Annotated in this window: 8 protein-coding genes; 5 read left to right on the top strand and 3 right to left on the bottom strand. The window is 68.3% G+C overall.

Annotated elements, in window-relative coordinates:
- Positions 1-54: 54 nt before the first annotated feature.
- Positions 55-1,401 (bottom strand): MFS transporter, encoded by a 1,347-nt coding sequence (locus WS95_RS28450; protein ID WP_059827352.1) that lies wholly within the window; start codon positions 1,399-1,401, stop codon positions 55-57.
- 295 nt (positions 1,402-1,696) lie between these two features.
- On the opposite strand from WS95_RS28450, the gene WS95_RS28455 reads away from it, so the two are divergent.
- The 3 genes from WS95_RS28455 (at position 1,697) to WS95_RS28465 (ending at position 5,917) form a co-directional block, all read left to right on the top strand.
- Positions 1,697-2,734 (top strand): LacI family DNA-binding transcriptional regulator, encoded by a 1,038-nt coding sequence (locus WS95_RS28455; protein WP_082747022.1) that lies wholly within the window; start codon positions 1,697-1,699, stop codon positions 2,732-2,734.
- A 190-nt stretch (positions 2,735-2,924) separates the two neighbouring features.
- Complete coding sequence (locus WS95_RS28460) at positions 2,925-4,706, top strand: IlvD/Edd family dehydratase (protein ID WP_059781802.1); 1,782 nt, start codon at positions 2,925-2,927, stop codon at positions 4,704-4,706.
- A 32-nt stretch (positions 4,707-4,738) separates the two neighbouring features.
- Positions 4,739-5,917: a fumarylacetoacetate hydrolase family protein gene (locus WS95_RS28465; protein WP_059781799.1), complete on the top strand. Its 1,179-nt coding sequence runs from the start codon at positions 4,739-4,741 to the stop codon at positions 5,915-5,917.
- A 208-nt stretch (positions 5,918-6,125) separates the two neighbouring features.
- Here WS95_RS28465 and WS95_RS28470 read toward each other — a convergent pair whose 3' ends face one another.
- Positions 6,126-7,943: a methyl-accepting chemotaxis protein gene (locus WS95_RS28470; protein WP_059827357.1), complete on the bottom strand. Its 1,818-nt coding sequence runs from the start codon at positions 7,941-7,943 to the stop codon at positions 6,126-6,128.
- A gap of 256 nt (positions 7,944-8,199) precedes the next feature.
- Between WS95_RS28470 and WS95_RS28475 the strand changes: the two genes are divergently transcribed.
- Together WS95_RS28475 and WS95_RS28480 are read left to right on the top strand one after the other, a co-directional pair.
- On the top strand, positions 8,200-9,786 hold the full coding sequence (locus WS95_RS28475) for a methyl-accepting chemotaxis protein (protein WP_059827358.1): 1,587 nt from the start codon (positions 8,200-8,202) through the stop codon (positions 9,784-9,786).
- A 188-nt stretch (positions 9,787-9,974) separates the two neighbouring features.
- Positions 9,975-11,936 carry a phosphatase PAP2 family protein gene (locus WS95_RS28480; protein WP_059827360.1) on the top strand — a complete coding sequence of 654 codons (1,962 nt, stop codon included), beginning with the start codon at positions 9,975-9,977 and terminating at the stop codon, positions 11,934-11,936.
- Here the strand turns inward: WS95_RS28480 and WS95_RS28485 are convergent.
- Entirely contained in the window at positions 11,917-12,201 is a 285-nt protein-coding gene (locus tag WS95_RS28485) for a hypothetical protein (protein WP_257139963.1), read from the bottom strand. The genes WS95_RS28480 and WS95_RS28485 overlap by 20 nt on opposite strands.
- Positions 12,202-12,256: the final 55 nt, after the last annotated feature.

Below are 12,256 nucleotides of genomic sequence, written 5' to 3' on the forward strand. Positions count from 1 at the left end.
CCGGGCCGGCGCGATGTCCCGGCCCGGCATGTCATGTCATGTCGGGCGAACGCCCTACCGCCCCGCCGGCGGCCGCAGAATATCGCGCGGAATCGACGCGATCAGCACGCAACTGATCAGCAGACAAGCGCCCAGCGCATAGGTCCCGTTGTTGATGTCGCCGGTCATCTGCTTGGCGACGCCGGTGATCATCGAGCCCGTGAAGCCGGACAGGTTGCCCACCGAATTGATCAACGCAATGCCGGCGGCCGCGGCCGTGCCGGACAGGATCTGCCCCGGGAAGGTCCAGTAGATCGGCATCAGCGCGAGAATGCCGCACGTGGCAATGGTCAGGAATACGATCGATAGCGCGACGTTCCGCGCAAACGCCGCGCTCAGGATCAGGAATACGCCGCCGATCAGCGCGGGAATCGCCGCATGCAGGCGGCGTTCGCCGGTCTTGCGCGAGTGCGACGCGTTCCACACCATCGCGAAGATCGCCGTCAGGTACGGAATGGCCGTCAGCACGCCGATGTGCAGCGGGCTGTGCACGCCCGACGCGCGGATGATCGACGGCAGCCAGAAAGCCAGCCCGTAGAAGCCGGTATTGAACGTCAGCAGGATGAAGGTGAGCAGCCACACGCGCGGGCTGCGTAGCGCGGCGCCGATGCTGTGCGACTTGTGCGCGGCCTCGGATTCGAGGTTGCGCGACAGCACCGCCTTTTCGTCGGCGGACAGCCACTTCGCCGACTGCGGGCCGTCGCCGAGGCAGGCCAGCACGATGAACGCCACCACGATCGACGGCAGCCCTTCGAGCAGCAGCATCCATTGCCAGCCGCTCATGCCCGACAGGCCGTGCGTCTGCTCCATCAGCCAGCCGGACACCACGCTGCCGAGCGTCAGGCTCAGCGGGATCGCGACCAGGAAGCCCGACATCGCCACGCTCTGGCGGCGCGCCGGGAACCAGTAGTTCATATAAAGGATGACGCCCGGGAAAAAACCCGCTTCGCACAGCCCGAGCAGGAAGCGCAGCGTGTAGAACATCGTGGTCGTCTGCACGTGGAAGAACTGCGCGAGCGGCACGATGAACGCCATCGACGACGACACGATGCCCCACGTGATCATGATTCGCGCGATCCAGAAGCGTGCGCCGTAGCGGTGCAGCAGCAGGTTGCTGGGCATCTCGAACAGGAAATAGCCCCAGAAGAAGATGCTGGCGCCGAGCGCATAGACGCCGTCGCTCAGGCTCAGGTCGTCGAGCATCTGCAGCTTCGCGAAGCCCACGTTGACGCGGTCCAGGTAGGCCACGACGTAGCAGAGCAGCAGCAACGGCAGGATGCGCCGCATGACCTTGCGGTAAAGGGCGTCTTCGGACGAGTCGGCCGCGGCCGGTGCGGCAGCGGCCTGCGTAAGGGATGGCATCGGTCTGTCTCCTGTTCGTGTAGGTCTTCTTCGTACCGGCGCGCGCTTGACGCATCGATGTTACCGATAACATCCGGTGGCAAAAAAAAGCCGACGAGGCGACGGGAGCGATCAGTGCGTTGATACCGGTAACAAACCTCAAGGTAGCATGCCGCGACAGGCGCGTACAAGTGCCGCCGAACGCGTGGTTTCCCTAGTACGGACCTCACCGCGACGAGCACGTCGCGGCCAGCCTGCACGGTACGCCGCCCCGGTATGATGTAGCCTTTCCGGCTTTCTCCCGATCGCGATTCCGATGCCCAGTCCCACCGCCGTCCGGCCCGCCGGGCCGCCCCGCATGTCCGACGTAGCGCGCCTCGCCGGCGTATCGAAGATGACGGTGTCGCGCGTGCTCGCCGGTCACAGCGTGGCCGCCGAGACGCGCGCACGGGTCTGCGAGGCCATCGAGCAGCTCGGCTACGTGGCGGATGCCGCCGCCGGTGCGCTGTCGTCGGGGCGATCGGAATTCGTCGCGGTGCTGGTGCCGTCGCTGTCGAGCTCCAACTTCTCGGACACCGTGCGCGGCCTGACCGATGCGCTCGAACCGCATGGCCTCCAATTGCTGCTCGGCGACACCGACTACGACCTGGAGCGCGAAGAACGCCTCGTCCGGTCGATGCTGCGACACCAGCCGCGCTGCATTGCGCTGACGGGGTCGCAGCACACCGATGCGACACGCAAGGTATTGGAGCGCTCGGCGATTCCGGTGGTCGAGATGTGGGACCTGCCCACGCGCCCGATCGACACCGCCGTCGGCTTCTCGAACGTGCGCGCCGCCCGCGCGATGGTGCGCCACCTGGCCGAGCGCGGCTATCGACGCATCGGCTTTCTGGTCGGCGCGAGCGAACTGGATCGCCGCGGCCTCGACCGGCTCAAGGGCTACCAGGCGGAGATCAAGGCGCTGGGCCTGGGCGAACCGCGCGTCGTGCGGCTCGGCGAATCGCCGATCACGATGAGCCACGGCGGCCCCGCAATGGCAGCGCTGCTGGCGCAATGGCCGGATACCGAAGCAGTGATGTGCGTGAGCGACATGTCGGCATTCGGCGCGATCATGGAGTGCCACCGGCGCGGGCTCGCCGTGCCGGCCGACATCGCCATCGCCGGCTTCGGAAACTTCGAAGTCTCGACATGCTGCCACCCGACGATCACGACCGTATCGGTCGATGCGTACGGCATCGGGCTGCGCACCGGCGAAGCGTTGCTGGCGGCGCTCCAGGCGCGTGACGGCGGCGAGCGGACCGACGCAAAAAGCATCCGTATCGACTACACGATCATCCCGCGGGAAAGCGCCTGACGAGCCGACGGCCGCGCGCATCCCGACACGCGACGCGCGCGGCTTCGTACCGGCCCCCTGCCCCACCCCATCGCCACGCGCGCACGAAATCCCTTCCGCTACGCAAAAAACCCGTGCTAACATCCAGGCGATGTTACCGGTATCATTCGGCACGCAAAATGAGAAAGGCCCCCTCAGGAGACAGCCTGCCATGTCACACACCCCTCGCCGTCTGCGCAGCCAGGAATGGTTCGACGATCCCGCGCACGCCGACATGACCGCGCTCTATGTCGAGCGCTTCATGAACTACGGATTGACGCGCGAGGAGCTGCAGTCGGGCCGCCCTGTGATCGGCATCGCGCAGACGGGCAGCGATCTCGCGCCGTGCAACCGCCACCACATCGAGCTGGCCGAGCGCACCAAGGCCGGCATTCGCGATGCGGGCGGCATTCCGATGGAGTTCCCCGTGCATCCGCTGGCCGAGCAGAGCCGCCGGCCCACGGCCGCGCTCGATCGCAATCTCGCCTACCTCGGGCTGGTGGAAGTGCTGCACGGTTTTCCGCTGGACGGCGTGGTGCTGACGACCGGCTGCGACAAGACCACGCCGGCCTGCCTGATGGCGGCCGCGACCGTCGACATGCCCGCGATCGTGCTGTCGGGCGGCCCGATGCTCGACGGCTGGCACGAGGGCAAGCGGGTCGGCTCCGGCACGGTGATCTGGCATGCGCGCAACCTGCTCGCCGCGGGCGAGATCGACTACGAAGGCTTCATGCAGCTGACCACGGCTTCGTCGCCGTCGATCGGCCACTGCAATACCATGGGCACCGCGCTGTCGATGAACAGCCTGGCCGAGGCGCTGGGCATGTCGCTGCCCGGTTGCGCGAGCATTCCCGCCGCCTATCGCGAGCGCGGCCAGATGGCTTACGCCACCGGCAAGCGCGCGGTCGAACTCGTTCGCGAAGACCTGCGCCCGTCGGCGATCATGACGCGCGCGGCGTTCGAGAATGCGATCGTCGTCGCGTCGGCGCTCGGCGCCTCGACCAACTGTCCGCCGCATCTGATCGCCATCGCACGCCACATGGGCGTCGAGCTGAGCCTGGACGACTGGCAGCGTTTCGGTGAAGCCGTGCCGCTGCTCGTGAACTGCATGCCGGCCGGCGAATACCTCGGGGAGAGCTTCCACCGCGCCGGCGGCGTGCCGGCCGTGCTGCGGCAGCTCGATGCGGCCGGCCTGCTGCGGCGCGACTGCCTGACCGTATCGGGCCGCGCGATCGGCGAGATCGCCGACGCCGCGCAGGATGCCGACCGCGACGTGATCCGTACGCCCGACGCGCCGCTCAAGCATGGCGCCGGCTTCATGGTGCTGTCGGGCAACTTCTTCGACAGCGCGATCATGAAGATGTCGGTGGTGGGCGACGCGTTCCGCCGGACCTACCTTGCCGAACCGGGCGCGGAGAATACGTTCGAGGCGCGCGCGATCGTGTTCGACGGCCCCGAGGACTACCACGCGCGCATCGACGATCCCGCGCTGAACATCGACGAGCGCTGCATCCTCGTGATCCGCGGCTGCGGCACGGTCGGCTACCCGGGCAGTTCGGAAGTCGTGAACATGGCGCCGCCCGCCGAGCTGGTGAAGCGCGGCGTCACGTCGTTGCCGTGCATGGGCGACGGACGCCAGAGCGGCACGTCGGCCAGCCCGTCGATCCTGAACATGTCGCCGGAAGCCGCGGTGGGCGGCGGCCTCGCGCTGCTGCGCACGAACGACCGCGTGCGCGTGGACCTGAATCGCCGCAGCGTCGACGTGCTCGTCGACGAGGACGAACTCGCGCGCCGTCGCGAGACCGCCAGCTTCACCGTGCCGCAGGCGCAAACGCCGTGGCAGGAACTCTATCGCCGGTTCGTCGGCCAGTTGTCCACCGGCGGCTGCCTCGAACCGGCCACGCTGTACCTGAAGGTCATCGAGCAGCGCGGCAACCCGCGCCATTCGCACTGACTCCACCGCCCCCGACTCTTGCCGAGCTGACCATGCGTACTCCTACCGTTTCCGACTGCCTGCCGCACGACCTCGCCCACGCGCTGCTGATCGGCCGCGTCTGGCGGCACGACACCGCCCACGCGGGCCCGAGCGTCGTCGCCGTGCGCGGCGGCGAAGTGTTCGACATCACGCGCACCGTGCCGACCACCGCGGACCTGTTCGACCGCCGCGATGCGCTCGCCATCGCACGCACCGCGTCCGGCGAATCGCTCGGCCGCGTCGAGCCGCTGTTGCAGGCGGCGCTGGACGGCACACCCGGCGCCACGCACCTGCTCGCGCCGTGCGACGTGCAGGCCATCAAGGCGTGCGGCGTCACCTTTGCGGTCAGCCTGATCGAGCGCGTGATCGAGGAACAGGCCGGCGGCGATCCGGCCAAAGCGGCCGAGGTACGCGACACCATCGCCTCGACCATCGGCACCGATCTGTCGAAGATCGTGCCGGGCTCGGAAGCCGCGCTGCGCCTGAAGGCGGAACTCGAGCGCCGCGGCGCGTGGTCGCAATACATGGAAGTGGGCATCGGCCCGGATGCCGAGGTGTTCTCCAAGTCGCAGCCGATGTCCGCGGTCGGCTTCGGCGCGGACGTGGGGCTGCTGCCCGTGTCGGTGTGGAACAACCCGGAGCCGGAAATCGTGCTGGCGGTCGCCAGCGACGGCCGGCCGGTGGGCGCGACGCTCGGCAACGACGTGAACCTGCGCGACGTCGAAGGCCGTTCGGCGCTGCTGCTCGGCAAATGCAAGGACAACAACGGCTCGTGCGCGATCGGCCCGTTCGTGCGGCTGTTCGACGACGGCTTCACGCTGGACAGCGTGCGGGAATGCAGCGTGTCGCTGCGCGTCGAAGGCGCGGACGACGGCTTCGTCCTCGACGGCATCAGCCACATGCGCGAAATCAGCCGCGACCCGGCGGACCTCGTCGCGCAGACCTGCGGCGCGCATCACCAGTATCCGGACGGCTTCATGCTGTTCCTCGGCACGATGTTCTCGCCGATCCAGGATCGCGACGCGCCGGGAGGCGGATTCACGCATCACCTCGGCGATCGCGTCACCATCTCCACGCCCGCGCTCGGCGCACTCGTCAACACCGTGCGGCTTTGCACGGAGATCGCGCCGTGGACCTTCGGCGTGCGCGCGCTGTATGCGAATCTGGCCGCGCGCGGGCTGCTTGCCTGAATGGAACGACAGCGATACCGGCCTGCCTGCGCGCAATCGAGCGTAGCCAGTCACGGCGTGAGCGACGCATCCGCCGATCGGCGCAGGATACGGGCGCGATCCCGCCCGTCGCCGGCGGGCATGCCGGCCGGACCGGCCGCACGGCGCCGCCATGTGCCTGCGGTGCGGCGCACGAAGCAGGCGCTCGCCGGCCCCGTCAACCGGACCGTCACGCCGGCACGGTGCGCTCCGCCAGCTTGAACTCGCCGACCGTCTGCGCGAGCCGGGCCGCCTGCTCGCGCAGCGACGTCGCGGCAGCCGCCGATTGCTCGACGAGCGCCGCGTTCTGCTGCGTCGTATCGTCGAGCTGCGACACCGCCTGATTCACCTGCTCGAGCCCCGTGCTCTGCTCCTTCGCGGCGACGCTGATTTCGGCGATCACGCTCGTGATGTTGCGCACGCCGTCGACGATTTCGTCCATCGTCGCGCCGGCCGTCTGGACGAGCCCGGAGCCGCCCTCGATCTTCTCGACCGACGCGTGGATCAGTTGCTTGATTTCCCGCGCGGCCTGCGCGCTGCGCTGCGCGAGCGCACGCACCTCGCCGGCGACGACCGCGAAGCCGCGGCCATGCTCGTTCGCACGTGCCGCCTCGACGGCGGCGTTCAACGCGAGAATGTTGGTCTGGAACGCGATGCCGTCGATCACGCCGACGATGTTGGCGATCTCTCCCGACGCCTGCGTGATGTCGTTCATCGTCGAGACGACCTCGCGCACGACCGTGCCGCCGCGCAGCGCGACATCCGACGCCGATTCCGCCAGACGGTTCACCTGGCTCGCCGCATCGGCCGAATTGCGGGCCGTGCCCGCGATCTCCTCGAGCGCGGCGGCCGTTTCCTGCAAGCTCGACGCCGCGTGTTCGGTGCGGGCCGACAGATCCTGGTTGCCCTGGGCGATCTCGGCGCTTGCGAGGTCGACGGACGTGCTGAACTCGCGGATCTGCAGCAGAATCGCACTGATCTTCTCGGCGAAGGCGTTGAACGCTCGCGCGATCTGCGCGGCCTCGTCGGCGCCGTCGGCGGGCAGGCGCTTCGTCAGGTCGCCGCTGCCGCTCGATACGTCCGTGAGCGCATCGCGCACCATCAGGATGCGCTTGAAGGCTGCGTTCGTCATCGCGCCGACGAGCGCGGCCGCGACGACGGCGACGATCGCGATCGCCAGCAGCGTCGTCGTCGCGACCGCTCGCATGCCGGCCGTCACGTCGCCCTTGTCGAGCGCGAGCACCAGCGACCAGTCGGTGCCGACGATCGGTTGCGCGCGCATCAGCTTGGCGGCGCCGTCGATGTCGACCGCGACGGGCGCGGACGCCGTCTGCAGTGCACCGAGGCGATCGGCATCGAGTTCCGGCGAGAGACCGGTGGCCGGCTTCATGATCAGGTCGGTCCTGGCCGACGCGATCACGCGCGCGCTCTTGTCGACCAGAAACGCGAAGCTCGCCGGGGTCGGGTGAACGGAAGTCACGATCGAGCTCACATTCTCCATGAACAGGCTGGCTGCCAGCACGCCCTTCACCGCGCCGTCGCGCACCACGGGCACCGCGAACGCCACGGCCGGCTTGCCGCTCGTCGCATCGCGGTAAAGCGCCGTCACGACCAGGCGGCCCGCGCCGACGGCCTGCTTGTACCAAGGCCGCGCGGTCGGATCGTAGCCGGGTGCGAGCGGCACGTTCGAGAACGCCGTCTTGTCCGGCAGGCCGAGCGTCAGCACCGCGAAGCCGCCCGACTTGCCGAGCAGCTTCAACGCCGGCACCGGGTCGCCGTCGCCGATCGCGATCGTGTCCGCGAGCGCCTGGGTTTCGCGCGCCCGGCTCGCCACCCATTCGTCGATCGCGAGCGCGTGGCCGGCGAGGATCGACTTGTGATTCTGGTCGATGGCCTCGTCGTTGTGGGTCTTGACGACGTAATAGACGAGCCCCCCGGTTACGGCCAGCGCCGTCACGACGATGGCGACGCACGTCGCCAGTATCCGGGCGCGAATTGATGACAGCATGATGACTTTTGTCTCCGTTACCGCGTGATGATTGAACTGGATCGGTGAACAGGCCGATCCTGATCCATTTAACGGCACCGGGGGCGGGAAGTTGAGCGATGTCGGAACGACGGCGTGATGCGGGCGGCGCACGGGCCGAATTTTTTTCGATGGCCGGTCACGCGCAAACGATTGCCGCGGACGGCGGTCCTAAATTGTTCATTCACCATTCCGATAATAAGGAAAGCTATTTGATACTCACAACTGGAATTTCCCCATGAACGATCGACGGTTAACGGTTCGCACGAAGCTGATCATCGCTTTCGGACTGCTGACGTGCACGGTTGTGCTCGTCTCCCTCCTCGGCATCGTGTCGCTCGGCAACGCGAACGCGGCATTCGAGCATTACGTCAACGGCACCAACGCCCGCGCAACGCTGGCGGACAAGGTTCGCGTCGCGGTCGACCGGCGCGCGATCGCCGCCCGCAACCAGGTCCTGGCGACCGGGCCGCGCGATGCGGACGTCGAGAAGGAAGCGGCACTGCAGGCCGACCGCGACGTCGGCGCGCTGCTGGGCGAGCTGACGAACGCGGTCCGCGAGGGAAGCGGCGCGTCCGACAAATCGCGCGAACTGGTTCGGCAAATCGCGGCGGTCGAGGCGCAGTACGGCCCCGTGGCGCGCGCCATCGTCGATGCGGCGGCCAACAACCGGCGCGATCAGGCGATCGCGATGATCAACGAACAGTGCCGCCCGCTGCTGGCCCAACTCGTCGCGGCCACCGACGCGTATGCGACGTACACGCGCTCGCGGGCCGCCCAACTGGTGACGGAATCGAACGACCGCTATACCTCGCGACGACTGATGCTGATCGCCCTCTGCATCGCCGCGGCGGCGGCAGCGGCAATCTCGGGCGTCTTCATCACCCGCGGCCTGCTGCGCGCGCTGGGCACGGAGCCCGCCGCGCTCAGCGAGATCGCCGGCCATATCGCCGCCGGCAACCTCGGCGCCGAATCCACGACCGGCGCCGCGCCGCCCGGCAGCGTCCTGGCGTCCATGCGCGACATGCAGGCGAACCTGATCCGCCTGATTTCGGAAGTCCGTACCGCATCGGGCAACGTCGCGACAGGCGCCGGCGAAATCGCGTCCGGCAACCAGGACCTGTCCTCCCGCACCGAGCAGCAGGCCGCATCGTTGCAGGAAACCGCGTCGAGCATGGAGCAGCTGACATCCACCGTGCGCCTGAACGCCGACAATGCGCAGCAGGCGAGCGGCCTGGCCAACAACGCATCGGAGGTCGCCCAGCGCGGCAGCGCGGCGGTCGGCCTGATGGTCGACACGATGACGGACATCAGCACGAGCTCCACCAGGATCGCCGAAATCACCGGCATCATCGAAGGCATCGCGTTCCAGACCAACATTCTCGCGCTCAACGCAGCCGTGGAAGCCGCCCGCGCCGGCGAGCAGGGTCGCGGCTTCGCGGTGGTGGCCAGCGAAGTCAGGAGTCTTGCGCAGCGTTCGTCGAGCGCCGCGAAGGAAATTCGCGAGCTGATCTCGCAGTCGGTCCGGAAAATCCAGGACGGCTCGCATATCGCGAACAATGCGGGCGAGACGATGAGCGAGGTCACGCATGCGATCTCGCGCGTGACCGACATCATGGGCGAGATCGCCGCGGCGTCGAGCGAGCAGAGCCGCGGCATCGAGCAGGTCAATCTGGCCATCACGCAAATGGACGAAGTCACGCAGCAGAATGCGGCACTCGTCGAGCAGGCCGCCGCCGCATCGAAGTCGCTCGAGGAACAGGGCAGCCGGCTTGCCGAGGCCGTATCGCTGTTTCGGCTCGACGCGCGTGCGGCCAACGCGTAGGCCGGCGTCCGCCGCCCTGTATCGGTGACGGGTGCACGCGTTCGCGCACCCGTCATGTTCAGCATCGGAAATTAACCAGATAGTGGGAATTGTCGCGTATCGACGACGACGCGAAACAATTCCGTAACGGCCGCGTAACGATCGCTCACCACAATCCTCCATCTTCAACCATCAGGATGGAGTCTTGCATGTTTGCGTCACGAAGCCGTTTCCCGCTGCACGTCGCGGCATTGTCGAGTGCGATCGTACTGGCTGCCTGCGGCGGCGGCGACGACGTCGCGTCGACCGGCACGATCGCCGCGGCCGTGCCCGCGCCGCCCGCCGACCCCGGCTTCGTCGACAGCGCGCCGATCCCGAGCGCGCCCGCTTTCGTCGACAACGTCGCGACCAACCAGCGCGGCGATGCGCGCTATGCGACGCTGTCGACCAACGCAGCGGTGCGCGTGTTGAGCCGCTTCCTCGATCTCTGGCAACCGTCGACGATGCTGGTCGACGCGGGCGTGTCCGCGCCGGCGAACGGCGCGTTCCCGGCCGTCTCGCCGTCGACCTGCTCCGGGCTGCCGAACAGCGGCGTGCCGTGCGGCACGATCCTGAACGATGCTGTGCTGTCGGCCAACGTGCAGTACGTGATCGACGCGACGACCGCGCGCACGCCGCAACAGGCCGATGCCGCGTACTACGACGACCGGCGCGGCAAGGGCTACAGCGTGACCGACGGCATGGGCCCGCTCACCGCCGCGTGGCGCACCGCGGCCCAGCAGACGACCAGCATCACCAGCGTGCCCGCCGATGCGACGACCGTGCTGTACAACGACGCCGGCAACAACGTCGGCGTCGGCAGCAGCGGCGGCAACGCCGGCTTCGGCAAGGTCGTCGACCTGCTCAACGAAATGGGCAACAACGCGTCGACCGAGCCTTCGAAGCGCTTCTTCAAATACGCGCGTCCGTACCGCTGGAGCACGAGCGTGATCGTCGCGCCGACGCTCGTGCCGGCCGAAAGCACGACGCCCGCGACCGACGGCGGCTTCATCAGCGGCCACACGGCCGAGGCGGTGCGCGATGCGACGACGATGGCGTGGCTCGTGCCGGAACGCTTCCAGGAAATGATCAGCCGCGGCCTCGAGCTCGGCGAGAACCGGATTCTGGCCGGCATGCATTCGCCGCTCGACGTGATCGGCGGCCGCATGCTCGCGCTGGCCGTCAGCGCGGCGAACCTGAGCGCGTACGCCGGCGACGCGCAGGCCGCCTACACGCAAGCCCATCAGACACTGCAGCAACTGACGGGAACGAACGCCACGACGTTCTCCGCATTCGCGCATTCCGGCACGCCGGCCACCGACCGGTTCGCCGACTACACGGCGAACCGCGCCGCGTTCCTGCGCCGCATGACGTTCGGCTTCGGCGCGCTCGAATCGACGACCGCACCGCCGGTCGTGCCGAAGGGCGCGGAGATTCTGCTGCAGACGCGCTTTCCGTATCTGAGCGCCGACCAGCGGCGCGTCGTGCTGAAAACGACCGAGCTGCCGTCCGGCTATCCGGTCATGGACGACGCGGAAGGCTGGGGTCGCCTGAACCTGTTCGCCGCGGCCGACGGCTACGGCGCGTTCAACGGCAACGTGATCGTGTCGATGGATGCGTCGCAGGGCGGCTTCAATGCTGCCGATCTGTGGCGCAACGACGTCGCGGGCGCCGGCAAGCTGACGCTGCAGGGCAGCGGCACGCTGACGCTGGCGGGCAACAACGGCTACACGGGCGGCACGCAAGTGAGCGGCGGCACGCTGGCAGCCGCGTCGACGACGGCGTTCGGCAAAGGAGACGTGTACGTCGGCCCGGGCGGCAGCGTGCGCATCGCGGCTGCCGCGCCGGTGACGATCGCCGCCCGCTACACGCAGCTCGACAATACGACGCTCGAACTCGACATCGACGGCAACGGCGGCGGACGGCTGCGCGTGGGCGGCCCGCTCACCATCGCTGGCGGCACGCTGCACGTGAAATTCGTGAACGGCTACGCGCCGAAGGCCGGCGACACCATCGCGCTGATCGACGGCGCGGCGGCGGCCGCGAAGTTCGCGACGGTGACGGTCGACGGGTTCAAGGCCACGCCGGTCTACACCGCGACGGGCGTGTCGATCACGCTGTCGGCGGCGTAGCCGGCGACGAAGATCGATCCTGCAACGGCGCCGCCCACGGGCAAGACCGCGTACCGAAGCGCCGTTGCAGTTCGATGATCGTCGGCAGGTTGAAATCGTGAACATCCGGCGCGGCGGCGCCCTGCCGCCGGCTGACCTCGGCACAGAGTTCCAGCGCCCGCGCGCGCGTCTCGGCGAGCAGCCGCAGCGCCTCATCGAGCAACCCCTTCTCCAGTTCCGACAGCGAGCCGCCGTGGCCGGTTTCGCCGATCGCCGGCTCGCTCATGCGGGTTTCCATCGCGGCTTCTCCTTCGCTGTCCGATTGCGCACGCGCTCGCACC

Origin of the sequence: Burkholderia sp. MSMB1826, assembly GCF_001526325.1 — a bacterium.
Classification (GTDB): Bacteria; Pseudomonadota; Gammaproteobacteria; order Burkholderiales; family Burkholderiaceae; genus Burkholderia.